Source organism: Actinoplanes sp. G11-F43 (assembly GCF_050589265.1).
Classification (GTDB): domain Bacteria; phylum Actinomycetota; class Actinomycetes; order Mycobacteriales; family Micromonosporaceae; genus Actinoplanes.
In genome coordinates this window covers 17,079-40,668 of the sequence record NZ_JBNZCE010000012.1, presented here as the reverse complement: position 1 = coordinate 40,668, position 23,590 = coordinate 17,079, and the positions used below count along the sequence as shown (strand labels likewise).

Here is a 23,590-nt window from a genome sequence, read left to right as displayed (position 1 = left end):
AAGGCGATAATCGACGGGTAGCGCTGTGATGCCACCCCGTAGTTACGGTCACACTGTGTGAGGGCTTGTGCGGCACACCGCGTTTCAAGATCAATAACGGTCGAATCGGGGCCCTCCAGGATCGCCGGATGCACCGCCCGCTCCGCAGCTCCACTTCCCCGAGGCTCGACACCTACACTCCCCCGGCGTTCGTGCCCGACGAGTCCTGCGTGCCGCCGCCGCGACCGGGCGACGCTCCCGGGGAGCCGGAGTCAAACCCGCCCGATGTCGTACGGTGGGGCATCGCCCTGCTGGTGATCGTCGCGGGTGCGGCGCTCACCGCCGGCGCGGTCACGCTGGCCGGCGCCGGTGGCCCGTGGGCATCGGTGCGCACGGCGCTGCGCCCCGAGGGCTACGTCGTCGTGGCGCTGAGCCTGACCTGGCTGCTGCTGGGCGCGCTCCTGCACACCCCGTCGGCGATCCGGCGTGGCGCCCGGGTGCGTCAGGGCTGGCTGACGGCGTACACCATGGTGGTCGCCCTGATCGCCGTGCCGCCCGCGCCGCCGCTGGAACTCGGCGGCACCCGCTACGGGCCCGGCCCGATGTACGGCATCCTGCTGTTCTTCGTCCTGCTCCCACCGGCGCTGCTGGCCGCGGCCGGTGGCCTGTTCATGGTCCTCGACGATCCGGACGACCTGACCGACTCGGCCGGTTTCGTGATCGGTGTGGTGCCGAGTGTGGGGTGGGCGGTCGGCGGGGTGCTCGCCGCGCTGATCCTGTCGCTGGATCCGGCCCGTTTCGGCACGCTGCCGCTGCCGGCCGGTGGCCTGCCGGTGGTGGCGGTGGGACTGGCGCTGTCGGTGCCGTCGGTGGCGGCCGCCGCCTGCTACGGCCGCCACCGGCCCGGCACCACCGTGCCCCGCGCGCTGCTGCTGAGCGCCGCCGCCGTCCTGCTGGGCACGCTGTCGGCCGCCCAACTGACCCGTGTCGTTCCCGGCGGCGCCGTCCTGGCGTTCGCGATCGTGCTGGTGCCGCCGGCCTTTCCGTGGCTGGTGCAGCGTCTGCGTGATCACCTGGGCCGGAACGCCGCCCGGTAGAGACTCGGCGGCCCGCCGACCTGCCGCCCGAAGTGGTGCCGCAGCGTCTCGGCCGACCCGAATCCGGTGTCCCGGGCGATCCGTTGCACGGTCAGGTCGGTGGTCTCCAGCAGCTCCCGGGCGCGCTGGATCCGCCGGTCCAGCAGCCACCGCATCGGGGTGTCCCCGGTGTGGGCGCGGAACCGGCGGGCCAGCTGGCGGGGGCTCATCGCGGCCCGGGCCGCGATGTCGGCCACCGTCAGTGGGGTGTGCAGGCGTTCCTGGATCCATCCGAGTGTCGGCCCCAGATCCCCGGAGTCGGCACTCGGCGGCCGGTGGTCGATGAACTGGGCCTGCCCGCCCGGCCGTTGCGGCGCCATCACGATCGAACGGCCGGTGTCGGCCGCCACCGCCGCGCCGTGATCGAGCCGGACCAGGTGCAGGCACAGGTCGAGGCCGGCGGCGACACCCGCGGAGGTCAGCACGGGGCCCTCGTCGACGAACAGGACCGCCGGATCCACCTCGACCTCCGGATGCCCGGCGGCGAGCCGGCCGGCCAGCTGCCAGTGGGTGGTGGCCCGGCGGCCGTCCAGCAGACCGGCCGCGGCCAGCACGAACGCGCCCGTGCAGATCGAGGCGACCCGCGCCCCGCGGGCCGCCGCCTCCCGGATCAGGGCCACCACCCGCGGCGGCGGCGGACGGTCCGGGTCGGCGCCCGGCACGATCACGGTGCCGGCGTCGAGGGCGTCGTCCCAGCCGTACGGCGCGGAGATCTGAAACGGCTGCTGCTCACACGCGGTGGTGGTGACGGTCCGGTCGGCGCACACCCGGATGTCGTAGGCGGGGGTGCCGTCGGCCAGCCGGGCGGCGGCGAACACCTGACACGGGATGGCCAGGTCGAAGGCGACCACCCCGTCCAGGGCGAGGATCGCGACCCTGTGCATGTGGCCGGATCTTACGGGTCGATGACCGTCCTGCCGGTGTCCGCTGCCACGGCCGGGCCGGGACACTGCTTCGTACACGTACGAAAGCGAAGGGGTGGATCTTTGTTGCGGGTGCACACGGTGCTGTACGACGGTGCCGAGGAGCAGGACTTCGTCGGGCCGGTCGCGGTGTTCGGGATGGTCGAGCAGATCGAGCACACCTATGTCACCGTGCCGGGGCCGCGGACGGTGACCACCAACTCGGGCATCGAGATGATCGTGCGCGCGCCGTGGGCGCCCGGCGACGCCGATGTGATCGTGGTGCCCGGTGGCGGCTACGGCGACGGGTCGGGGGTGAGCGAACAGATCCGGCTGCGGGTACTTCCCGACGCCCTGGCAGCGGCCCGCCGTCCCGGCCTGGTCCTGGCGTCGGTGTGCACCGGGACGCTGCTGCTGGCCGCCGCCGGGCTGACCGGCGGGCGGCCGTGCACGACCCACCACGTGGCTCTCGACGATCTGCGGGCGTTCGGCGGCGAGGTGGTGTCCGGCCGGGTGGTCGACGACGGCGACCTGGTCACCGCGGGCGGTGTCACCTCCGGCCTGGACCTGGGCCTGTGGCTGGTGGAACGCTTCCTCGGCCCGGACGCGGCCCTGCAGGCCGAGACGATCCTGGAGTACGAGCGGCGCGGCACCGTCCGGCGCACCCGCTAGACGTTCGTGTGGCCTTTTACGGCTCGCATCGAGCCGTAAAAGGCCACACGAACGTCGCCGTTGGCGTCCGGGGCCGGGGTGTGGGCCGCCACCGCCGGCATCGGTCCCGGCGACCACACGCGGGCGCTGGACACCCGGGACCGCATGATCGCCAACCCGGAGTCCCTACAGTGATCGATATGGATCACTCTCGTTCGTTCGGGGCGGCCGCCGGGCAGTACGCCGAGCACCGCCCGGACTACGCCGCCGAAGCGCTGCGCTGGGTCCTCGATGCCGCACCCGGCCGGCGGGTGCTGGACCTGGGCGCGGGCACCGGCAAACTGACCGCCGGGCTGCTGGGCCTGGGTGCCGAGGTCATCGCGGTCGAGCCGGATCCGGCGATGCTGGCCGAGCTGCGGGCCGGGCTGCCGCGGGTGCCGGCCCTGACCGGTGGCGCCGAGGCGATTCCGCTGCCGGACGCCTCGGTGGACGCGGTGCTGGCCGGCAACGCGATGCACTGGTTCGACATGTCGCGGGCCGGGCCGGAGATCACCCGGGTGCTGACGCCGGGCGGGGTCCTGGCCGGGCTGTGGAACGTGGTGGACGACCGGGTCGGCTGGGTGGCCGAACTGGCCCGGGTGGCGGGCAGCGCGGTGATCGGGCCGCGCGACACCGAGGCTTGCTGGCGTACCGCGATCGGGGGTTCGACGTCGCCGTTCGCACCGTCGGAGGTGGGCGTTTTCCGGCATGGGCAGGTGCGCACCGCCGATTCGCTGGTGGCCACGCTCGGCACCCGGGCCGGGGTCCTGGTCATGCCGGACGGTGAGCGGGCGGCGGTGCTGGGCCGGATCCGGGAGTTTCTGGCCGGGACGCCGCAGACCGCGGACGGCGAGTTCGTGCTGCCGATGCTGACGTGTGTGCTGCGGGGGTGCCGCCGCCCCGCCTGACGTGGCCGGGGCGGTGGCGGTCAGGGCGCGGTCACTCGGCGCGCAGCGGCTTGGCCAGCACGGTGGTCGGTGCGGTCTCGGCCCGTAGCGGTTTGGCGTGTGCCGTCACGGCGGCGACGCCTCCGCTGACGGCCACCAGGGCCGCGGTCAGGACCAGGGCGCTGACGGCACGGTGGATGGTGGATTTCATCTTTTCACCCCGTTCATCGTCGGGTGTCGAGCCTTCGAGGCTAGCGCGCCCCACTCAACAAATACTTGTTTGTATTAGGGTGGGCGTATGACCACGTTGGATACCGCGTTCGCGGCCCTCGGCGACCCGGTGCGCCGGGCCCTGGTGAGCCGGCTCGCCCACGGCGACGCGACCGTCGGGGAGCTGGCCGAGCCGTTCGACCTGACCCAGCAGGCGATCTCCCACCACATCGGGGTGCTGCGCCGCTGCGGCCTGGTCGAACAGCGCCGGGAGGGCACCCGCCGCCCCTGCCGGCTGCGCACCGACCGGCTGGCCCTGCTCGGGTCGTGGATCGACGAGCAGCGCCGCATCTGGGACGACCGTCTCGACAGCCTCGACCGGCACCTGGAGCAGCGGTGACCCGGTCCCGGCTGCGCGGCGACGAGCTGATCGCCGACCGGTGGCTGCGGGCCACCCCCGAGCGGGTGTGGACGGCGTTCACCACCCCGGCCGGGATCGCGGCGTTCTGGGGCGGCTCCCACGCCACCGTCGCGCCCGAGTCGGTGGTCGTCGATGCCCGCCCCGGTGGGGAGTTCGCCATGGACACCGGGACGACACGACTGCGTTTCGTGTATGTCAGCCTCGATCCCCCGTACCGGATGGTCTTCGACGAACCTCGCACCGGCCTGCGGACCACCGTGACCATCCGCGCCGACGGCGACGGCTCGCATCTGACCGTCCATCAACGCCGGCTTCCGCCGCGACTGCGCACGAGGCGGGCGGCCGACGGGCTCGCCTCGATCCTCGACGCCCTGTCCGATCACCTGGAGAAGGAGAACCCGTGAACACCACCCAGCGCCACCTGGTCGCAGAATATTTCGACGGCTTCCGGGCCAGTGACCACCCGCGGATCCTGGCGACCCTGACCGAGGACGTCACCTGGATCATCCACGGCCACCGCACCACCCGAGGCCGCGACGAGTTCGACGGCGAGATCGAGAACCCGGCGTTCACCGGCAGCCCCACCCTGGACGTGCGGCGGGTCATCGAGGACGGGCCGGTCGTGGTGGTCACCGGGGAGGGCCGTGGCACGCACGTCGAGCAGGGGCCGTTCCGGTTCGCGTTCAACGATCTGTTCACGTTCCGCGGCGGTCGGATCGCCCAGGTCGAGTCATATGTGGTGCCGCTGACCGACGGCCAGCCGTAGACCGGGCCACCGCTCGATCCAGCCCTTCTCGCCGGCCCGGCGCAGCACCGCGGCCCGGCCGTCCTCGGTGTCGAACGCCGGTGACGGCCGGACCAGCAGGCCGGTCAGGTCGTCCGGGCCGTGACAGGTGACCAGGTGGACGGTGCCGGCGCGCAGGGTGACCGCGACGCAGGTGGCGGTCTCCGGCAGGCCGAGGGTGTCGGCGGCCCGCAGGATCCGCATCGCCGCCGGGTCCGATCCGATCAGGTCGGCGATGTCGTGCTCGCTCATGGCCATCCGGGCAGGTTACCGCCCGGACGGCCAGGAGCGCGGCGGTCAGGCGGTGGCTTCGGCGGGCTCGCGGCGCCGGCCCCGGCCGATCACCGAGTCCAGGGAGTAGTGGCCGGCGCCGAACGCGGCGATCAGCAGGAACGTCCACGCGTACAGGGCGGCGTTGACGCCCCCGTTCTCGATCGGCAGCAGGCCGTCGGGCTGGTGGACGACGAAGTAGGCGTAGGCCATCGAGCCGGAGGCCAGGATCGCGGCCGGGCGGGTGAGCAGGCCGACCATCACGAGCAGGCCGCAGGCGAGCTGGATCACGGCGGCGTACCAGCCCGGCCAGGTGCCGAGGGCGACCGGCTCGCCGGTGCCGCGGACGCCCCCGAACAGGCCGAACAGGCTGGCCAGCCCGTGGCAGGCGAACAGCAGGCCGACGACGACGCGGAACAGCGGCCAGGTGATCTGGGCGAAGCGCGGGGAGGACAATAGACTCTCCTAAACCGAAAGTGGTTCAACTCGCCACCCGACGTTAGTTCCCGGTTGTTTCGCTATTCATAGATGAACATAAATTTATTCTAAGAGCGGGGAACCATGGAGCACGTGCTCGCGGGCGGCAACATGGGTGGCGCGGTCCGCGCCGGCGACACCGTCCGCCGCACCGCCGGCCCCTGGACCCCCACCGTGCAGCGCCTGCTCGCCCACCTGCGCACCCGCGGCCTGACCTGGACACCGATCCCCGGCGGCACGGACGCCCAGGGCCGCGACGTCACCTCGTACCTGCCGGGCACCGTGCTCAACGACGCGCTCCCGGCGTGGGCCTGGTCCGACGGCGTGCTGACCGGCGCCGCCACTCTGCTGGCCGAACTGCACGCGGCGACCGCCACGTTCGACCGCACCGGCGCGGTGTGGCGGATGCCCGCCCACGAACCGGCCGAGGTGATCTGCCACAACGACTTCGCCCCGTACAACATGGTGTTCACCGGCCACCGCCTCACCGGCGTGATCGACTGGGACACCGTGTCGCCCGGACCGCGGATCTGGGATGTGGCCTACCTGGCGTACCGGCTGATCCCTCTCACCGACCCGGCCAACCGTGAGGGCGTCGACAACGGCGAACCCGAACGCGCCCGGCGCCTGGACCTGCTGTGCCGCACCTACGGTGGCCTGTCCCCCGCCGCGGTGGTCCACACCGCGATCGCCCGGCTGCACGACCTGGCCGCCTTCACCGAGGCCCGCGCCGCCGCCGGCGACCACCACGTCCGCGCCCACGTCGCCGTCTACCGCCGCGACGCCGCCTTCCTGACACAGGCAACAACCTGATTTCCCGGTACGCCCGTCGGCCCCACACCGATCGGGCCGCCCCGCCTCGCCCGCGCGAGCCCGGCACCGCACCGGACCGCCCGGCGACCACCGGGCGAATGCGACGGTCACCGCCGACAGGTGAGACGACCGGGATGCTCGATCGATTGCGCTCCGTGCTTTCGCCGGAATGCCCCGGCCACGGCAGTCGAGGTCATGAACACGACCCAGGGCGGATCAACCGAAGAGAGTGATGCATGTGAATAGGTGCACATCCTTTTGTCGCGGCTGGGCCGGCAGGATTGGGTCAGCGCATGGCTCTGATCGCGTACGACAGCGTGGACGCGACGGCGTTCGCGGCGACCCGGCATCTCCGTGACGACGGCCTGGCCACCTGGCGTGCGGCGATCGGCCGGTACTTCGAGCCCCGTGCGGGTATGCGCCTGCTCGACCTCGGATGCGGCACCGGCAGTTGGGCACGGGCGTTCCGCGCGTGGTGGCCCGACGTCGACGTCGTCGCCGTCGACCCCGCGCCGGCGATGCGAAGGCGCGGTGTGTTCGAGCCTGTCGTGGCCGGTGCCGCCGACGACATTCCGCTGGCGGACACCAGCGTCGACGGCGTCTGGCTCTCCACCGTAGTTCATCACCTTCCTGACCTCGGGGCCGCCGCCCGGGAGATCCGGCGGGTGTTGAAGCCGGATGCGCCGGTGCTGATCCGGTCCGCGTTCGCCGGCCGGCATGAGGGGATCAGTCTGTTCCGCTGGTTCCCGGAGGCTGTCGCCGTACTCGGCCGCTACCCGAGCATTCCCGACGTCGAGGCGGCGTTCGCCGCCGTCGGGTTCACCACCGCGGGGTGTGAGCCGGTCCCGCAGATGACCGCCCGCTCCCTCGCCGAGGTCGCCGCCGGGCTCCAGCGCGAAGCACACACCCCGCTGCAGCTGATCAGCGACGAGGCGTACACGGCTGGAGTGGCACGCTTGAACCGGGCTGCACGCACTCATGGCGGCCCGGTCGTCGACGCCCTCGACCTGCTGGTGATGCGGTGATTGCCGACCGGCTACGAACACCCCGGACACGCGCGGTCCTGATGCCTCTGTGGGCTGCGCGATCCACGCCGCGCTCCGGGTGAACGCCGAAGGGCTGCTGTCCGGTTCTGATCCGGCGGCGATCACCGTGCAGCCCGCTCCGGCGGTCGTGTCACCGGTAGGCACGGGACCCTGCGGTACGCGTACACAATCATCGGCGTGTGGGAATCCCTGGATCGCATCGAGTGGGCTGAGCTGCGGCATCATCGCGGGAAGGCCACCGATTTCCCGCGCCTGCTGCGTGACTGCGCCGGGGACAGCCCGGTGCCGGCCGAGGCGGCGATCCACGACCTCGATGATGCGCTGACGGCGCACACCGGCGGCTGGATCAGCCCGGCGGCCGTCGCGGCGCTGCCGTATCTGACCGATCTCGCCGCCGGGGCCGCCCGCCACCACCGGGACCTGGTGATCGATCTGGTCGACCGGTTGCTGTTCGACGGCGCCGATCCGCAGACCCGGGTCTCCCGCGGCCGTCGCCGAGGCCGTTCCGCGGCTGCTGACGATCCTGGACGATCCGGCGGTGGACATCCGCAGGACGGGCCTGGAGATGATCCGCGGCGACTTCCTGCCGCGTGATCAGTTCCGGTCGCAGGTGTGGCGGCGCTGGACCGTCGAAACCGATCCCGGCATCCGCCTGGACCTGATCGCCTGCTTCGGTGAACTGCTCGACCACGACAGCGACGACACCGCGACCCACACCGAACTGCACCGCCTGCTCGACGATCCACCGGACGGCCCGGATCCGGATCCGCGGGAGGGGCTGGCCGCCCTGCATGCCCTGGCCGGCACCGATCCCGGACTCCCGCTGACCCGGATCCCGCAAATGATCGCCGCGATCCGTGATCCGCGGGTGTCGCGGTGGCGGGACACGGCCCGGTTCGCTGGGGCGCCGCAGGCGATCGTCGCGGCCACCGCCCGGCTGCTGGCCGCCGACCCGGTCGCGCACACCACATTCACCCTGGCCGTCGGTGAGGACTCCGGCGGTGAGGAGCGGGTGGCCGTTCTCGGTCAGGTAGGCCGCCTGCTGGCCACCTGGCGCCATCTTGATCCATTGCTGATCGACTTTCTGATCGACCGGCTCGGCGACAGCGGGGCCGAGGTTCGCTACCGGGCCGCCCAGCTGCTCGGCTGTGTGCCCGCCCTGGCCGCGGCCGACGCCCTCGCCGTGCTGGCCGCCGACACCACCGTCCGCGACAGCAGAACCGGCATCACCGTCGGGGACGCCGCGGTGTGGGCGCTGTCGCGCCTGCACGATCCCCGCTGCGTGCCGTGGTTGCAGCGGCGCATGCCGTACCCGGCGCATCAGACGATGACCAGCTCGGAGGTGGGCCCGGCGTTCGACCTGCCCAGCCTGGAGGAGGTTCTCGCCCCGCTGGCCCGGTTCGCCGCCGACCTGACCGGCGCGGTCTCGCGCCTGCCGGACAAGCCGGTGATGTGCGCGATCCTCGGCGCCTGGGCCGTCCCGGACGGCATCGCCCACCTGACGCCGCTGCTCACGGCCCCGTCCCCCGGGCTTCCACCGGCCGATCCGGTTCTGGCCGGGGCCGCGGCACGGGCGCTCGGCGAGATCGGCCCCGCCGCCGCGCGGGCGGCCGGACTGCTGCGGGATCATCCGTGGGCGTACTGGCGGGTGACCGGCGACCCGGCCCCACTGCTGGTGGCCCTGCCACCATCGTGGGACCGTCAGGCGTTGCGGGATCTGGCCGATCTGGGCCCGCTCGCGCGGCAGGCCGAAGCCCGGATCCGGTCGCTGACAACCCCGAAGAAACGACGATGGGGTACGCGCCGACGCCGCCTGGGCCCACCATCGCGTCACCGGTGACACCTCGGTGGCGATACCGGTGCTGTCCGAACTGGCCGCCACCATCGAGCACACCCGAGCCCTGCCGGTGGCGGTGTCAGCCCTGCAACGCCTGGCCGCCATCGGTGCCGGGGCCTCGGTGGCGGCCCCGACGGCCCAGCGAATCCTGGACAGCCCCCGGCGCTTCCACTACTTCACCGGCTGGCACCTCTTCCACACCGACGAACGCCTCCGAGCAGCCGCCACCACCCTGCTCGCCACCGTTAGCCGGCCCCGGACCCCGTCGTGATCGACTCGCCTCGGTGCGTGGACGTGGAGCTGCTGGGGATTCCAGCCGGTCCCGCACATCGACGACCAGGAAAGCCGCGACCCGAGAGGATTCGTCACCGCGAAGAGCCCTCTTCTTCGGCGGCCTGATCTCTCGCTGTCGGCCCCCGCACGAGTGTCCACATCCTCAGCCGATCTTGGTGGATTCACCGCCGCGAAGAGCCTGGTTCAGAGTCTGGTTCCGGGTCGCCTGATCACTCGCGGTCATTGCCTCGCGCGGACGGCCTGCCCAGCCGAGATGGTGGAGGATTTACCACCGGAAACGGTGGCTGGTGGCAAATCCTCCCAGATCGGCCTGGGGTGGGGCGGGAAGCGGACACCTGCTCGCGAAAGCGGACATCCGCGCGGGGAATTGACCGCAAGCAGGCCGGGCGGATGGACAGCCGGGGAGGCGCGCGGGGTGCCAGGCCGGGCGGTCGTGGGCGGCGGAATTGACCTCAGCGTGCACGCGACCGCGCGGACGGTGGTCGCCGTTCGGGAGCTGAGGGGCGTCCGGCGCGCGGCAGCGGGGTCAGGTGGTGACGTCGGTCAGGTCGCGGAGGATTTCGGAGACCGTCACCGGGTCCAGGGTGTCCGCGGGCAGTGGTTCCGCCTCGTCGAGTGACCATGGGCTGACGCTGCCGTCGTGCAGGTGGATCGCGGCCAGTTTCTGTCTGTGGTGGAAGCCGACCTTGCCGACCAGGCCGGGTTCGATGCGCACGGTCAGTACCCGGCCGTCGCCGGTGGGGCGGTCGAAGCCGTGCTGGATGCCCGCGTTGGCCGGTTCGTGGCGGATCCAGCCGCGCCCGTCCAGTACCAGGATCTTCTTCGCCGGCACGGTCACGCCGGTGAACCGGTCCAGGCCCTGCCCGGCGGCGAGGGTGAACACTGGCCGGTCGAGTTGCGGGAACGGCTGCAGGATCTCGTAGTCGGTGAACACCGTCGCCCACCGGCTGGTGTCCGGGCCGAGCCGCACCGGATGCGCGACACCGATCGGTTCGTCGTCGGCCAGGACGACCGGATTGTCGTCGATGTCGGCGAAGCTGCGGTCCTCGGCGATCCGCAACGCCCCGGCCGCCCCCGCCCCGGCACCGGCCCACACCAGGCGGCGGGCGATGTGCCACATCAGTGGATGGTCCACGAACAGCCGCCGGAACTCGGCGCCGGTCCACTGCCGCCCGTCGACCATGGCGCGTTCCAGGCGGCGGACCTGTTCGGCCGCGATCTTGCGGACTTCGCGTTTCAGGGTGGCGAACTGTCTCCCGGCGGCCTGCGACAGTTCCTCGTCGTCGCGTACCCCCGGTTTGGGCAGGGTTTTCAGCCGGGTCCCGGCGGTGTCGGTGACGAACGGCCGTAGCTGTTCGTCGAAGCCGATCACGAACTGCCGTGGCCCGTAGTCCAGGCGCAGGCTTCCGTCGGCGTCCAGGCCGAGGTCGGGGACGATCCGGTCGGCCAGCTGTTCGGCGGTGAGGCCGAGCCGGTCGGCGATGTCGGTGATCCGCCCGGCGGCGGCTTTGCGCAGTGGCGCCGACTTGGCTCGCTGTGAGATCCGGTGCAGTTGTGTGAGTGCTTCGCCGCTGCCGATGCCGACCAGTACCGACAGTCCGGTGACGGCCCGGGCGGTGAGGCCTTCGCTGGGCCAGGCGGTCAGGATCGGCGCGATCCGGCGGGCGGTGTCGTCGTCTCCGGTCACCGCGACCGCGTCGAACACCCAGCTGTCCTTGGCGTATCCGCCGGTGCTCTGCCACAGCTCGAACAGGGTCCATCCGAGCCCGGCCAGGTCAGCGGTCTCGACGGCGTCGCGGACGCTGTCCAGGCCGGCGTAGGGCTCGTCGAACCGGGAGATCATCAGCATCAGCACCAGGTCGGCGACGGCGGTGGGCGGCAGGGTGCCGGAGCCGTCGCGCAGCCGCACCGGCGGGAGCACGCCCGGTGCCGCCCACACCGGTGGCGTCGGCATCCGGGTGGGCAGGACCGTCAGCGGATCCGTGGTCAGCAGGGCTTGCACCGCTGCGGTGGCGGCCGGACCGTACCGGCTGGCTTCGGTGTGGATCTGCTCGGCCTGGCCGTTGTCGCGTAGCAGGAACAGGGCGCGGCGGGCGGCGGCGGACCGGCCGAGCGCGGCCGGGATCAGGGCCCGCGCCGCTTCCGGGGCATGCCGCAGCAGCCACTGCTGGGCCAGCGGGCGCATCGTCTTGAGCCGCACCGTCCAGTCCGCCATCAGCTGCGCCACCTCGGGTGCGGTGAACGGCAGCAGCAGCGGCCCGTAGTCGGCCGGCACGGTCCGGGCCAGGGTGAGGATCGCCGGCAGCACCGCGACCCCGAACCGGGTGGTGACACCTTTCAGCCAGGTGGGGGTGCTGTAGCCGGGCCGTGGCCGCCACCTGTCGAATGCGGGCCGGGCGATCTCCGGTGGCGCGGCGATGAACAGCCGCCCGATCCGGTGGCTGCTGCGGGTGCCGTCGTCGAGGGCGTTCAGTGCCGGTGTCCAGTCGGTCGACGGTGCGGCCTGGAAGAGTTCCCGGGTGCGCGCCCATGTCTGTTCCTCGCCCGGCAGCCAGGTCAGGGTGGCCGGGTCGGTGCAGGCCAGCCCGGCGACGCCGGCCGGTTTGGCGGTTTTGCGGCGGTTGCGCCAGGGCGGGTCGGCCAGCACCGGCGGCAGCGCGGACACCGGTGCCACGGTCACGTGGTCCCAGCCGGCGGTGACGGCCCGGATCCGGTCGACGCGGGCGGGCGCTGCCGGGTCGACGGCGAACGGCATCACGGCATCACCGCGGCGCGGGTGCGGCTTCGCGAGGTTCTCCACGCCCGGCAACCTACCGGGGAGGTACGACAGGTTTCGTGGCCCGCGGGAAGACGGCGGCGATGACGGCGACGAATCCGAACAGCGGGATCATCAGGATCGGCATGAGCAGGGCGAAGCCGGTCATGCCGTCGGCCCAGCCCGCGTCCACGGCCCGCTGCATGGTGGCGAAGGCGAGGACGGTCTGGGGGATCAGGGCGGCCAGGAAGACCGCGAACGCGGCTCGCGGGTGCCGTGCGGCGACCCAGCCGACCGGCACGGCGAGCAGGAATCCGGCCGCGACCAGGGACGGTTCGGCGAATTCGGTGTGGTAGCTGTCGCCTTCGACGAGGGTGACCCCGCTGGCGGCCAGCAGGGCGGCCACGGCCAGGCCGGCCGACAGCAGCAGCACCAGGGTGACGGCTTTGGCCGCGGGGCGCACGAGTCAGCCGATCCGGGCCAGTGACCCGGTTTCCAGGGCGGTCCACAGCGCCCCGTCGGGCCCGGTGACGATGCCGTGCGGTTCGCTGCCCGGGGTGGGCAGGTCGAGGGTGGTGATCTGCCCGTCGGTGGTGATCGAGCCGACCCGGTTGCCGGCCCATTCGGTGAACCACAGCCGCCCGTCGAGGCCGGCGGTGATGCCGTGCGGGCGTCCCGAGCGGTCCGGCAGCGGGAATTCGGTGATCGTGCCGCGGGTGGTGATCCGGCCGATCTGCCCGGCGAGGATCTGCACGAACCACATCGCCCCGTCCGGGCCGGCGGTGATCCCGACCGGCCCGGCCTGTGCGGTGGGCAGGTCGAACACGCTGACGGTTCGGTCGGCGCCGACCCGGCCGATGGCGTTGGCCTGGTTGAGGGTGAACCACAGGGCCCCGTCGCCGCCGGCCGCGATCGCCGACGGGTACATGCCGGGCCGCGGCAGTGTGATCTCGCTGATGCCGCCGGAGGTGGTGATCCGGCCGATGCGGTCGGTGGCGGTGGCGGTGAACCACAGGGCCCCGTCGGCGCCGGCGGCGATCCCGAACGGTGCGCTGCCCGGCACGTCGAAGGCGGTGATGTCGCCCTTGGTGGTGATCCGCCCGATGCGGTGGCCCTGGTATTCGGTGAACCAGAGTGCCCCGTCCGGCCCGGCGGTGATCACGGTCGGCGCGCTGTCGGGGGCGACCGGGAACAGGGTGGGTGTGGCGCCGGGGAAGAGCCGGCCGATCGCCCCGGCCCGCACCAGGGTGAACCAGAGCGCCCCGTCCAGGCCGGTGGCCAGCGCGTAGGGCCCGCCGTCGCCGACCGGGATCTCGCGAATCGTCATGCTCCGACCCTAGCCGCCGGCCTCTACCAGTATGTCGATTCGACGTACGTCAATGAACGTGTGGGTGTTGCCGTCCGCTGCCGCCACCGTGCCTACCGTGACGGGCATGCTCGATGACACGCTCGCCGAAGAACTGATCGCCATGACCGACCAGGACCGCCACCTGCAGCCCGGCGCCCTCGGTGACGACCCGGCCGCCCAGCTGGCCCACCGCCGGGTGACCGTCCGCAACGCCGACCGTCTGGCCGGGATCCTCGACGAACACGGCTGGCCCACCCCCGCCCTGGTCGGCGCCGAGGCCGCCCGCCGGGCCTGGCTGATCGCCCAGCACGCCGACCGGCAACTCGACCTGCAGCGCCGCGCCCTGGCCCTGATGACCGCGGCCGGCGCCGACCCGGCCCAGGTGGCGATGCTGCACGACCGGGTCCGCGTCAACGAGGGACACCCGCAGACGTACGGCACCCAGATCGCCGGCATGTCCGGCGGCGCACCGGTGATGTGGCCGTGCGAGGACCCGGCCGGCATGGACCACCGCCGCGCACAGGTGGGGCTGGAACCCTACGCCGTCCACGTCACCCGGCACGCCCCGTCATGACGGCAGCCCGGCGGCCACGGCGATCAGCTGATCCACACCGAGCAGCGGGTCCGGCCGGCCTGGTGTCAGCTCGTCGTCGCCGATCGCCTCCCCGGCCGGCACCGCGGGCAGCACCCCGTTCGACGCGCTCGCCGTGCCGATGGTGTCCCCGCGGTAGACACTGACCCGCACGGTGCGGTAGCCCGACGCCGCGGTGGTGTCCAGGACGATGACGGTCTCCCCGTTCGGGCCGGTCCGCACCGAACAGCCGTCCCCGGCACAGTTCGCCACCGCCTCCGCGCTGCTCTCGTAGGCGGCGATGGACCCGAACCCGACACTGCCCACCCCGCGCGCGTCGGCGACCACGGCGTCCGCGGTGACGTACGGCGGTGTCGTCTCCCCGGGGTCGGCCGGATCGAACACCCGCCCCGGATAGGCCTGCAACGGCAGCGTCGCCTCCGGCGCGGCCGCCGCCCGGTGGAAGGTCACCTCCGGCAGCAGCGGCGGCACCACGGTCGCCAGATAGCAGCTGATCCGGGCGGCGGTGTGCCCGGCCGGTTCGGCCGGGATCCGGATCGCGAACCCGTTGCGCTCGCTGACGACCGTCGTCGGCTCCACCAGCGGCTCCACCGGTGCGGCACCGGCGCGCGCGCAGAACGGTCCCGGATCCAGCGCCGCCCACGACGGCCCGGCCGGCAGCAGCGGTTGCGGCGCGGGCGCCGGCGGCCGGCCGAGAACGACGCCACCGGCGGCCACCAGCACCGCCGTCACACCGGCCACCGCCAGCCGGCGCCGCCGCCGGACCCTGCGGCCGCCGGCCACCACCTGGTCGAAGGTGAACGTCAACGGCGGCTCACCACTGGTGTACGCCTTCAACGCGTCACGCAGATCAGGATCGGTCACTGTCCTCACCACTCCTTCGGCTGGCCGTGCAGTGCCGCACGCAGCGCGGCGATACCCCGGGCGGACTGACTCTTGACACTGCCCTCGGCCATCCGCAGCACCTCGGCCACCTCGGCGATCGACAGGTCCTCCAGGTGCCGCAGCACCACGACGGCCCGCTGCTGGGCGGGCAGCCGGCGCAGCGCCCGGCTCAGGTCCTCATGCGTGTCGGCGGGCGGCACCGGCGTGTCCGGCACCTCGGCGACGACCTTCTCCCGCCGGTGTTTACGCAGGTGGCTCAGGTAGGCGTTGATCAGGATCCGGCGCACGTAGGCGTCCACCGACTGGTCACGCACCCGCCGCCACCGCGGATACAGCCGGATGAAGGTGGTCTGTGTCAGGTCGTCGGCGGTGTGCCAGTCCCCGCACAACGCGAAGGCGATACGCCGCACGGAGCTCACCTGCCCGGCGAAGTACGCCGCAAAGTCAGCATCCGGGTCGCTCACGGTCGGCACCTCTTTCTCGTTCGGCGCACCGTTAACTCCCGCCACCGGTGGAAAGGTTCAACCCCACAAGATCTTTATTGGGTACGCCCGGAGCACCCCCCACCCACAGCCTTCGGCGACCTGTTGCCGTGGTGTGGCAGGCTGACCGCCCGTGAGCGACTCACTTCATCTCCGGGCCGCCGGCGCGGCCCGGGCACACGGCCGTGCCGGATCATGACTGACCGGATCCTGATCACCGGTGCCACCGGCCACCTGGGCTCGCGGGTGGCCGCACTCGCGGCACAAGCGGGCGCGTCGGTCACCGGCACCCACCTGCACAACGCCGGCGCGCACGCCGCCGAACAGCTGGACGTCCGGGACGCGGCGGCGGTCAGTGACCTGATGCGCCGGGCCCGGCCCACCGTGGTGATCCACACCGCGGCCGGGCGCGCCGACTGGCGGGTCATCGCCGACGGTGCCGCCCACGTCGCGGTGGCCGCGGCCGCGTACGGCAGCCGCCTGGTGCACCTGTCCACCGACGCGGTGTTCTCCGGCCGGGAGGCCACCTACGACGAGTCCGCGCCACCGGATCCGCTCTACCGGTACGGGGCCGCGAAGGCCGCCGCCGAGACGGCGATCGCCGCCGTCGACCCCACCGCCGTCGTGGTGCGGACCTCGCTGATCGTGGGTCACGGCCGGGGCCAGCACGAGACCCTCACCCGTGACCTGATCACCGGCCGGGCCCGGGGCGCCCTGTTCACCGACATGATCCGCCAGCCGGTGCACGTCGACGACCTGGCCGAGGCCGTGCTGGAGCTGGCCGCGAGCGACTACCGCGGCATCCTCAACGTCACCGGCCCCGACCCGATCAGCCGCTACGACCTGGGCGTTCTCGTGGCCCGGCAGCAGGGCCTGGACCCGTCGGCGATCCCGGTGAGCACCCTGGCGGAGTCGGGTCTGCGCATGGCCCCTGAGGTCCGCCTGGACACCACCCGGGCGGTGTCCCTGCTGCGCACCCGGCTGCGGGGCGTCCACGAGTTCATGCCGGCACCGCACTGACGACCGGCGCGGATCAGGCGTGATGACCGGCCGCGGCGAAGCGCACCGGCCCGGATCCGGCCCGGCGGTCGCCGGACGGTCCGGCGCCGGGACCACCTCGCGCGGACGACACAGGACGACCCGATCTCCCTGGGGCCGACGACCGTACCCCGAAAGGTCCGCCAGCCGGATCGTCACGGTTGCTAAGGGTTGCAGAACAGGTGCCGACCATGCAGATGTGGGGGTCACGGTTCAGGCGGTGCAGGCACCACCGGCGACCCTGGGCGACATGCTCGTCACCCGCGGCGTGATCACCGCCGCGCAGATGCGTGAGGCCCTGCGCGTGCAGGAGGCCACCGGCTCCCGGCTCGGCGCCATCCTCATCACCAGCGGCCTGGTACGCCGCCTCGACCTGTACGAACTGCTCGCCGAACAGTGGGGCCTGCCGTTCCTGGACCTCACCGACGTCGAACTGGCCCCCGAACTGCTCGGCGAACACGACCCCACCGACCTGGTCCGCTCCGGCTGGGTGCCGGTGCGCCGCGAACCCGACGGCCGCATCCTCATCGCCACCGCCGAGAAACCCTCCGCCCAGCGCGCCACCCTCATCGAAGCCGCCGTCGGCGCACCCATCACCCAGGTCGTCACCACCGACTGGGACATCGACCAGGCCGTACACCGCTCCTTCCGGGAACGCCTCGTCGAGGACGCCACCATGGGCCTGTGGCGCCGCTCGGCCGCCCAGTCCGCCCGCAAGGTCCTCTACAAGGGCCAGGCCGCCGCCCTCACCGTCGTCGGCATCACCCTGCTCACCTGCCTGATCCTGGCCCCGAAAGCCACCCTCACCGGCACCTCCATGATCATCGGCGTGTTCTTCCTGATCAGCGTCCTGTTCAAATTCGTCGTCTGCCTGCGCGGCGCCCGCCACGACAAAGAGGAGTCGATCACTGCCGAGGAGGTCGCCGCCCTCGGCGACCACGACCTGCCCGTCTACACCGTCCTGGTCCCGGTCTACAAAGAGGCCAACGTCATCGCCGACCTGCTGACCAACCTCAAGGACCTCGACTACCCCCGCGACCGCCTGGAGATCCTGCTGCTGATGGAGGAGGACGACACCGAGACCATCACCGCCGCCCGCCGCGCCGCACCCCCGGCCACCGTCCGCTTCGTCATCGTCCCGGACCGGCTGCCCAAGACCAAACCCAAAGCCTGCAACGTGGGCCTGTTCTTCGCCCGCGGCGAATACGTCGTCATCTACGACGCCGAGGACCGCCCCGAACCCGACCAGCTGAAGAAAGCCGTCGTCGCGTTCCGCCGCGCCGGCCCGGAAACCGTCTGCATCCAGGCCGCCCTCAACTACTGGAACGTCGACGACAACGCCCTGACCCGCATGTTCACCCTCGAATACTCGTTCTGGTTCGACTACATGCTGCCCGGCCTCGACGACCTCGGCCTGCCCATCCCACTGGGCGGCACCTCCAACCACTTCCGCGTCCAGGCGCTCCGCACCCTCGGCGGCTGGGACCCGTTCAACGTCACCGAGGACGCCGACCTCGGCATCCGCGCCTCCGTCCTCGGCTACCGCGTCTCCGTCATCAACTCCACCACCTTCGAAGAAGCCAACCGCGCCCCCGGCAACTGGATCCGCCAGCGCTCCCGCTGGATCAAGGGCTACCTGCAGACCCTGCTCGTCCACCTGCGCCAGCCCCGCACCATCGTGCGCGGCGCCGGCTGGAAACAGAGCCTGTCGTTCATCCTGCTGATCGGCGGCACCCCCGCATCCTTCCTGCTCACCCCACCGCTGTACGTCATCTTCGCCCTCTCCCTGGTAGCCCCGAACCTGCCGATCGGCCAGTTCTTCCCCACCTGGGTCCTGCTCTTCGGCGTCTTCAACCTGCTCGTCGGCAACGCCACCATGGTCTACCTGGCGATGATGGGCGCCTTCCGCCGCCGCCGCTACCGCCTCATGCTCTGGTCCCTGGCCAACCCCATCTACTGGATGCTGCACGCCATCGCCGCCTACAAAGCCCTCTGGCAGCTGATCACCAAACCGCACTACTGGGAGAAGACCACCCATGGTCTCAGCGTCGCCCCCACTGGCACTGGCACCACCTGACAGCACCGACCGATGGCGATGGCTGCGCGCCCTGCTCATCCTGCCCCTACCCCTGTGGCTGATGATGCGCTCCCGCCGCCAAGGCGTCATCAGCCCCCTGCTCGACCAACTCGACCCGCGCATCGTCGACCTGCTGGCCACCATCGCCACCGGCGTCCTCTGCCACGTCCTGGTCAACCGCCTGCGCACCCGGCACGTGCCCTGGCCGGCCGCGATCCTGATGGTCGTCGCCCCCATGATGGCCGCCCAGTTCACCGCCCCCGCCACCCGCTGGGACCTGTCCGCCGTCATCAGCCTCGCCCTGATCGTCGTCGCCCTCGGCGGCTACCTGCGATTCGTCACCGACGCACAGACCCTCGGCGGCTTCATCGCCGGCATCACCCTGGCCCTGGCCGCCGTCTGCGACCTGGCCACCCTCGGCTACATGGCCGGATTCGCCGCCGCCGTCCCCTTCGTCGCCGGCCCCTGGGCCCGCGAAGTCTCCGCCACCACCGCCATCCTCGCCGTCCTCGCCTACCCCAGCATCGCCGTCTACCTGGGCTGGCTCTACATCCAATGGCGCTTCGGCGACGTCGTCGCCCTCGACACCACCGCCCCCGCGGCCGCCGCCTTCGACCTGGCCCGCGGCGCCCTCACCGCCGTCGAAGCCGCCGGGCACGCACCCCTGTACCTGGCGGCCGGCATCGCGATCGCCCGCTCACGGCCGGCCACGATGCCCGCCTACCTGATGCCGATGCTCGTGGTGGCCCTCCTGTCCGCCGGCGGCGTCGAGGACTCACCACTGGTGGTCAACTTCTTCTACACCGCGGTCGCCGTCACCGCCATCCAGACCCGCCTGGACCGCCGCCGATGGCTGCTCCTCACCGCCGTGGCGATGCTGCAGGCCGGCCTGGCCCTGATCTGGCCGCCCTAGGGCTGACGGCCGGTCGGCAGACCGGCGCCGACGCCCCGACCCCGGGACACCTGACAACTGTCGTACGCCGTAAGACCGGCCGCACCGCCCACCAGTGGATCACCCGCCGCGCCGGCCACCCGGACCCGTCCTCCTTCATCAAACGCCTCCGCGCCGAGCACGGCATCAACCCCGGCCCGGTGACGCACCGCCTGACTCACGCCGGCTGCCATGCCGGATCCCGGCCGGTCATCCCGATCAGCTGCGCCACCCGGCCCGCATCCGCACCCACCGGGACCGCCGGGCCGAACGCGCCCATCGTGCGGCCCATGTCCCCCATCGAATCCAGGAACTCCGCCGTCGGCGGCACCAGCGCCGCATCGACCGTGTACGGCTGGCCGGTGGCCAGGGCCAGATCCCAGCCGTGCACCACCAGGTCGACCACCATCATCAACCCGAGCGTGCGCTGCGGCAGCCCCATCCCCGGCGACACCCCGTCCAGGGCCCCCGGATCCGACCACGCCAGAATCATCCGATCGGCCTCGACGGCGAACGCCGCCCGCCAGTCCCCGGTCAGGCTGTCCGGGGTGACACCCCAGTCCACCTCCCGCCGGGCCGCCACCAGCTGGAAGTTGTCGACCACCTGGAACAGATGGTTCAGCAGATCCCGCACCCGGAAATCGGCACACGGGGTGGCCTGCGGCAACTGCTCGTCACGCACCCCGGCCACCAGACCGGTCATCACCGGAACCGCCGTGCCCAGCAGCGCACTGATCTCAGTAGACATCCGACCAGCCTAGGCAATCGGGCCCCCACCCGGCAGACATCACCCGAACGGGAGCCCGACCCCGGTCACGCCCGCAACGGATCCGTCACCATCAGCGGATCCTCGGCGATCTCCGCCTCACCGTTCGCCTCGGCCGCGGTCACCCCCACCAACTGCAGGAAACGATCACCCAGCTCCGGATCCACCACCATGATCAACACAGTGAGCCCGGTATCCGGCCCACCCGAAAACGGAAAACCCGTGATCGGACCCACCAGATCAACCCACTGACCATCTTCGAGAGGCTCCGGCAGACCGTTCGCCCACCCCGCCACATGATCCAACGTCACGAACGGCCACCGCGGCGGCTCCACCTCACCCGCCGCCCGCACCACCCGAAACGTCAACTCCAAACCCCACCGGGCACCCAGCCCGTACGACACGTAATGCCAATGCCCATCCGCCGCATACACCGAGCCGGCCTGCAACTGGTGCTCACCCGGCACATACGACACATGCCACGGCTCGACATCCGGATACAACCGGCCCAACGCCTCGGTGACAACCTCCCACATCATCCCAGCATTCGATCATGATCAGTGGACCCGGCGGCACTGGCGGGGTGCCACCCACGCCGACGACCCCGCACCACCACCCACACCACCACCCCGACGAACACCACACCACCCACACCACCAGCCGCGAACCACCCCGCCCGCACCCACGCCGGACCACCCCGACCCGCCAACGGCACCGGCGACGCCGACACCACCACCGCCGGCCTCGGACCCGCCTCCTCCGACAACGCCCGATACGGATTCAACAAACCCCACCCATAACCCACACTGCGCACCCCACCCGGCGCCGGATCCGCCGACCGCAACAACCGCCCCACGATCTCCTCCGCACTCTCCTCCGGAAACCGCTCCCGCAACAACGCCGCCGTCGCCGACACGAACGGCGCCGCAAAACTCGTCCCCTGCACCACCCGATGCCCCGCACCCGGCGACACCACCGTCACCCCATCACCGAACGCCACCACATCCACATGCACACCCGGCTGCGAATACTGCGCCAACACCCCCTCCGCCGTCACCGCACCCACACCCACCACCCCCGGATAACCCGCCGGAAACGCCACCCCACCATCCACCCCACCATTACCAGCCGCAGCCACCACCACCACATCCGCCCGCACCGCCGCCGCGATCGCCGCCTTCACCCCCACATCCTCCGCCGGCATCACCAGCGAAATATTGATCACATCCGCCTTCGCCGGACCCGCCGCCCACCGAATCGCCTCCGCAAACGACGCCGCACTCGACGACCCCGACCGCGAACCATCCAAATCCGAATCCTCACTCACCCGCACCGGAACGATCGACGCCCCCGGCGCCAACCCCGACACCCCCGTCCGCCCACTCGGCGAACCCGCGATGATCCCCGCCACCGCCGTCCCATGCCCCACACAATCACGCCGACCATTCGCCGCACCATGCAACAGATCCCGGCCCGCCGACACCCGCCCCTTCAACTGCGGATTACGCGCATCCACCCCCGAATCGATCACCGCCACCCGCACCCCCGCACCCGTCGCCAACCCCGCCAAACGCACCGGCGAATACGACCGCAACTCCCCCGGAACCCCCGCGAACTCCACCGACGCCCCCACACACGGCGCCGCCCCCACCGGACCCACCACCGGCACCACCACACCAGCGACCAGCCCCACCAACACCGCAACCGGCAAACGCATCACGAACACCCCCGGACCACCCCAACGACCGGCGTAGATGCTAACCGCCGCCGGTTGTGCCCCCACCACCACCGCCACTAGGTTGAAGACAACCAATCTGCGGCGAGCGAGGGAAACCGGTGCAACTCCGGTGCGGTCGCGCCACTGTAAGCCAGCCACCCAGCCGGCAAGCCAGGACGCTCACCCGCCACAGACCCCACAACCGGGACGCGTCATCCCGAAGGAGGACCACACCGCCATGCCCAAGGCACACACGGCGAAACCACTCGCCATCCCCGCCGTCTCCCCCCGCCTGCTGGCCACCGCCGCCGGCTTCACCGGCATCATGCTCCTGCTCGCCTACCTCGTCGCCTTCGACCAGGGCACCATCTCCCAGAGCGGCATGTACCTCCACGAACTCATGCACGACGGCCGCCACCTGCTCGGTGTCCCGTGCCACTGACCAACCACACCCCCGGCTACATCCAGCTCCTGCTCCGCGGCCTCCTCGCCGGCCTGATCGCCGGACTCCTCGCCGGCGCCTTCGCCTACTTCGTCGGCGAACCCCACATCAACGCCGCCATCGCCATCGAAGAAGCAGCAGCACCCCCACCGGCCCCCGGCGAAGCCGACGAGCAAGCCCTCGTCGAACGCGACACCCAGAGCACCACCGGCCTCCTACTGGCCACCAGCCTCTACGGCATCGCCCTCGGCGGCATCCTCGCCACCGCCTACACCATCCTGCGCCGCCGCCTGCACACCGGCAGCGACACCCACGCCGCCCTCGGACTCGCCGCCGCCGCACTCACCGGCATCGTCGTCGTGCCCTACCTCAAATACCCGCCCAACCCACCCGCCGTCGGCGACCCCGACACCATCAACCAGCGCACCATCGCCTACCTCGCCGTCGTCGTCCTCGGCCTGGTAGCCATCTGGGCAGCCGTCCTCGCCGCCCGCACCCAGACCCACACCTGGCGCCGCGCCGCCGCCGGCACCATCACCTTCCTCATCGTCGTCACCATCGCCTACCTGCTCCTGCCCACCTTCGACGAAGTCCCCGACGACTTCCCGGCCACCCTCCTCTGGGACTTCCGGATCTCGTCACTGGGCACCCAGGCCGTCCTCTGGACCGCCCTCGGCATCACCTTCGCCGCCCTGCTCAACCAGCTCGCCACCCGTGCCACCAGCGAGCAGCCCGCGGCCACACCGGAGTCCGCCACCACCGCGTGACCCGACCCCACCACCACGAGGGCGGCACACCCCAGGATGTGCCG

General features: G+C 71.8%; 29 protein-coding genes, 1 pseudogene and 1 riboswitch. Of the genes and pseudogenes, 18 read left to right on the top strand and 12 right to left on the bottom strand.

Translation table 11 applies throughout. The features are described from left to right. Window positions 1-128 precede the first annotated feature (128 nt). Window positions 129-1,076: a hypothetical protein gene (locus ACQ0O7_RS13085; protein ID WP_430782292.1), complete on the top strand. Its 948-nt coding sequence runs from the start codon at window positions 129-131 to the stop codon at window positions 1,074-1,076. Here the strand turns inward: ACQ0O7_RS13085 and ACQ0O7_RS13080 are convergent. Beyond that, window positions 1,049-1,999 carry a GlxA family transcriptional regulator gene (locus tag ACQ0O7_RS13080; RefSeq protein WP_430782291.1) on the bottom strand — a complete coding sequence of 317 codons (951 nt, stop codon included), beginning with the start codon at window positions 1,997-1,999 and terminating at the stop codon, window positions 1,049-1,051. The two genes, ACQ0O7_RS13085 and ACQ0O7_RS13080, sit on opposite strands and share 28 nt — an antisense overlap. A gap of 111 nt (window positions 2,000-2,110) precedes the next feature. Between ACQ0O7_RS13080 and ACQ0O7_RS13075 the strand changes: the two genes are divergently transcribed. Continuing rightward, entirely contained in the window at window positions 2,111-2,689 is a 579-nt protein-coding gene (locus tag ACQ0O7_RS13075; protein ID WP_430782528.1) for a DJ-1/PfpI family protein, read from the top strand. 179 nt (window positions 2,690-2,868) lie between these two features. Next, a complete protein-coding gene (locus ACQ0O7_RS13070) occupies window positions 2,869-3,615 on the top strand; it encodes a class I SAM-dependent methyltransferase (protein WP_430782290.1) in 747 nt (248 codons plus the stop codon). A 31-nt stretch (window positions 3,616-3,646) separates the two neighbouring features. Here the strand turns inward: ACQ0O7_RS13070 and ACQ0O7_RS13065 are convergent, their stop codons facing one another. Beyond that, window positions 3,647-3,805 carry a hypothetical protein gene (locus ACQ0O7_RS13065; protein ID WP_430782289.1) on the bottom strand — a complete coding sequence of 53 codons (159 nt, stop codon included), beginning with the start codon at window positions 3,803-3,805 and terminating at the stop codon, window positions 3,647-3,649. Between the two features lie 87 nt (window positions 3,806-3,892). Between ACQ0O7_RS13065 and ACQ0O7_RS13060 the strand changes: the two genes are divergently transcribed. From ACQ0O7_RS13060 to ACQ0O7_RS13050, 3 genes are read left to right on the top strand one after another with little or no spacing between them, the layout of a single operon-like run. Beyond that, window positions 3,893-4,204, top strand: a complete 312-nt coding sequence (locus tag ACQ0O7_RS13060) for an ArsR/SmtB family transcription factor (RefSeq protein ID WP_430782288.1) — start codon at window positions 3,893-3,895, stop codon at window positions 4,202-4,204. After that, entirely contained in the window at window positions 4,201-4,629 is a 429-nt protein-coding gene (locus ACQ0O7_RS13055) for an SRPBCC family protein (protein ID WP_430782287.1), read from the top strand. The genes ACQ0O7_RS13060 and ACQ0O7_RS13055 overlap by 4 nt, the downstream gene beginning before the upstream one ends. Continuing rightward, window positions 4,626-4,991, top strand: coding sequence for a nuclear transport factor 2 family protein (locus ACQ0O7_RS13050; protein WP_430782286.1), 366 nt, complete (start codon window positions 4,626-4,628; stop codon window positions 4,989-4,991). Before ACQ0O7_RS13055 ends, ACQ0O7_RS13050 begins: the two co-directional genes overlap by 4 nt. On the opposite strand, the gene ACQ0O7_RS13045 is transcribed toward ACQ0O7_RS13050, so the two are convergent. Both ACQ0O7_RS13045 and ACQ0O7_RS13040 read right to left on the bottom strand, forming a co-directional pair. Next, the gene (locus ACQ0O7_RS13045; protein ID WP_430782285.1) at window positions 4,956-5,267 is read right to left on the bottom strand and encodes a nucleotidyltransferase family protein; all 312 of its coding nucleotides are present in this window, start codon (window positions 5,265-5,267) and stop codon (window positions 4,956-4,958) included. The genes ACQ0O7_RS13050 and ACQ0O7_RS13045 overlap by 36 nt on opposite strands. Window positions 5,268-5,306: 39 nt before the next feature. After that, window positions 5,307-5,735, bottom strand: a complete 429-nt coding sequence (locus ACQ0O7_RS13040; RefSeq protein WP_430782284.1) for a DoxX family protein — start codon at window positions 5,733-5,735, stop codon at window positions 5,307-5,309. 105 nt (window positions 5,736-5,840) lie between these two features. On the opposite strand from ACQ0O7_RS13040, the gene ACQ0O7_RS13035 reads away from it, so the two are divergent. The 5 genes from ACQ0O7_RS13035 (at window position 5,841) to ACQ0O7_RS13015 (ending at window position 9,723) form a co-directional block, all read left to right on the top strand. Continuing rightward, on the top strand, window positions 5,841-6,569 hold the full coding sequence (locus ACQ0O7_RS13035) for a phosphotransferase (protein WP_430782283.1): 729 nt from the start codon (window positions 5,841-5,843) through the stop codon (window positions 6,567-6,569). A gap of 293 nt (window positions 6,570-6,862) precedes the next feature. Beyond that, complete coding sequence (locus ACQ0O7_RS13030; protein ID WP_430782282.1) at window positions 6,863-7,594, top strand: class I SAM-dependent methyltransferase; 732 nt, start codon at window positions 6,863-6,865, stop codon at window positions 7,592-7,594. Window positions 7,595-7,792: 198 nt separating this feature from the next. Beyond that, complete coding sequence (locus tag ACQ0O7_RS13025) at window positions 7,793-8,209, top strand: hypothetical protein (RefSeq protein WP_430782281.1); 417 nt, start codon at window positions 7,793-7,795, stop codon at window positions 8,207-8,209. Further along, window positions 8,154-9,455 carry a hypothetical protein gene (locus ACQ0O7_RS13020; protein WP_430782280.1) on the top strand — a complete coding sequence of 434 codons (1,302 nt, stop codon included), beginning with the start codon at window positions 8,154-8,156 and terminating at the stop codon, window positions 9,453-9,455. The genes ACQ0O7_RS13025 and ACQ0O7_RS13020 overlap by 56 nt, the downstream gene beginning before the upstream one ends. Window positions 9,456-9,462: 7 nt before the next feature. Further along, window positions 9,463-9,723 (top strand): hypothetical protein, encoded by a 261-nt coding sequence (locus ACQ0O7_RS13015; RefSeq protein WP_430782279.1) that lies wholly within the window; start codon window positions 9,463-9,465, stop codon window positions 9,721-9,723. Window positions 9,724-10,272: 549 nt separating this feature from the next. Here ACQ0O7_RS13015 and ACQ0O7_RS13010 read toward each other — a convergent pair. The 3 genes from ACQ0O7_RS13010 to ACQ0O7_RS13000 are packed head-to-tail and all read right to left on the bottom strand — an operon-like array spanning window position 10,273 to window position 13,828. Then, window positions 10,273-12,546, bottom strand: a complete 2,274-nt coding sequence (locus ACQ0O7_RS13010) for a DUF4132 domain-containing protein (RefSeq protein WP_430782278.1) — start codon at window positions 12,544-12,546, stop codon at window positions 10,273-10,275. 10 nt (window positions 12,547-12,556) lie between these two features. Continuing rightward, window positions 12,557-12,964 (bottom strand): hypothetical protein, encoded by a 408-nt coding sequence (locus ACQ0O7_RS13005; RefSeq protein WP_430782277.1) that lies wholly within the window; start codon window positions 12,962-12,964, stop codon window positions 12,557-12,559. A 3-nt stretch (window positions 12,965-12,967) separates the two neighbouring features. Next, window positions 12,968-13,828: a virginiamycin B lyase family protein gene (locus tag ACQ0O7_RS13000; RefSeq protein WP_430782276.1), complete on the bottom strand. Its 861-nt coding sequence runs from the start codon at window positions 13,826-13,828 to the stop codon at window positions 12,968-12,970. Between the two features lie 106 nt (window positions 13,829-13,934). On the opposite strand from ACQ0O7_RS13000, the gene ACQ0O7_RS12995 reads away from it, so the two are divergent. Beyond that, window positions 13,935-14,423, top strand: a complete 489-nt coding sequence (locus ACQ0O7_RS12995; RefSeq protein ID WP_430782275.1) for a DUF6624 domain-containing protein — start codon at window positions 13,935-13,937, stop codon at window positions 14,421-14,423. Here the strand turns inward: ACQ0O7_RS12995 and ACQ0O7_RS12990 are convergent. Together ACQ0O7_RS12990 and ACQ0O7_RS12985 are read right to left on the bottom strand one after the other, a co-directional pair. Further along, window positions 14,418-15,305 carry a hypothetical protein gene (locus tag ACQ0O7_RS12990; protein WP_430782274.1) on the bottom strand — a complete coding sequence of 296 codons (888 nt, stop codon included), beginning with the start codon at window positions 15,303-15,305 and terminating at the stop codon, window positions 14,418-14,420. The two genes, ACQ0O7_RS12995 and ACQ0O7_RS12990, sit on opposite strands and share 6 nt — an antisense overlap. A gap of 5 nt (window positions 15,306-15,310) precedes the next feature. Next, window positions 15,311-15,790 carry a SigE family RNA polymerase sigma factor gene (locus tag ACQ0O7_RS12985; RefSeq protein WP_430782273.1) on the bottom strand — a complete coding sequence of 160 codons (480 nt, stop codon included), beginning with the start codon at window positions 15,788-15,790 and terminating at the stop codon, window positions 15,311-15,313. A gap of 213 nt (window positions 15,791-16,003) precedes the next feature. Between ACQ0O7_RS12985 and ACQ0O7_RS12980 the strand changes: the two genes are divergently transcribed. The 4 genes and pseudogenes from ACQ0O7_RS12980 to ACQ0O7_RS12965 form a co-directional block, all read left to right on the top strand. After that, window positions 16,004-16,828 carry an SDR family oxidoreductase gene (locus ACQ0O7_RS12980; RefSeq protein ID WP_430782272.1) on the top strand — a complete coding sequence of 275 codons (825 nt, stop codon included), beginning with the start codon at window positions 16,004-16,006 and terminating at the stop codon, window positions 16,826-16,828. 217 nt (window positions 16,829-17,045) lie between these two features. Continuing rightward, window positions 17,046-18,923: a glycosyltransferase family 2 protein gene (locus tag ACQ0O7_RS12975; protein ID WP_430782271.1), complete on the top strand. Its 1,878-nt coding sequence runs from the start codon at window positions 17,046-17,048 to the stop codon at window positions 18,921-18,923. Next, window positions 18,883-19,836: a hypothetical protein gene (locus tag ACQ0O7_RS12970; protein ID WP_430782270.1), complete on the top strand. Its 954-nt coding sequence runs from the start codon at window positions 18,883-18,885 to the stop codon at window positions 19,834-19,836. The genes ACQ0O7_RS12975 and ACQ0O7_RS12970 overlap by 41 nt, the downstream gene beginning before the upstream one ends. 32 nt (window positions 19,837-19,868) lie before the next feature. Then, window positions 19,869-20,009, top strand: a pseudogene (locus ACQ0O7_RS12965) (AraC family transcriptional regulator); the annotation flags it as partial. A 23-nt stretch (window positions 20,010-20,032) separates the two neighbouring features. On the opposite strand, the gene ACQ0O7_RS12960 reads toward ACQ0O7_RS12965, so the two are convergent. The 3 genes from ACQ0O7_RS12960 to ACQ0O7_RS12950 form a co-directional block, all read right to left on the bottom strand. Beyond that, a complete protein-coding gene (locus tag ACQ0O7_RS12960; protein WP_430782269.1) occupies window positions 20,033-20,602 on the bottom strand; it encodes a TIGR03086 family metal-binding protein in 570 nt (189 codons plus the stop codon). A 65-nt stretch (window positions 20,603-20,667) separates the two neighbouring features. After that, window positions 20,668-21,069 carry a hypothetical protein gene (locus ACQ0O7_RS12955; RefSeq protein ID WP_430782268.1) on the bottom strand — a complete coding sequence of 134 codons (402 nt, stop codon included), beginning with the start codon at window positions 21,067-21,069 and terminating at the stop codon, window positions 20,668-20,670. An 86-nt stretch (window positions 21,070-21,155) separates the two neighbouring features. Then, window positions 21,156-22,415: a S8 family serine peptidase gene (locus tag ACQ0O7_RS12950; protein WP_430782267.1), complete on the bottom strand. Its 1,260-nt coding sequence runs from the start codon at window positions 22,413-22,415 to the stop codon at window positions 21,156-21,158. 33 nt (window positions 22,416-22,448) lie between these two features. Further along, window positions 22,449-22,517: riboswitch (cobalamin riboswitch) on the top strand. A 58-nt stretch (window positions 22,518-22,575) separates the two neighbouring features. On the opposite strand from ACQ0O7_RS12950, the gene ACQ0O7_RS12945 reads away from it, so the two are divergent. Next, window positions 22,576-22,779: a CbtB domain-containing protein gene (locus ACQ0O7_RS12945; RefSeq protein ID WP_430782266.1), complete on the top strand. Its 204-nt coding sequence runs from the start codon at window positions 22,576-22,578 to the stop codon at window positions 22,777-22,779. Continuing rightward, window positions 22,770-23,546, top strand: coding sequence for a CbtA family protein (locus tag ACQ0O7_RS12940; protein WP_430782265.1), 777 nt, complete (start codon window positions 22,770-22,772; stop codon window positions 23,544-23,546). The genes ACQ0O7_RS12945 and ACQ0O7_RS12940 overlap by 10 nt, the downstream gene beginning before the upstream one ends. Window positions 23,547-23,590: the final 44 nt, after the last annotated feature.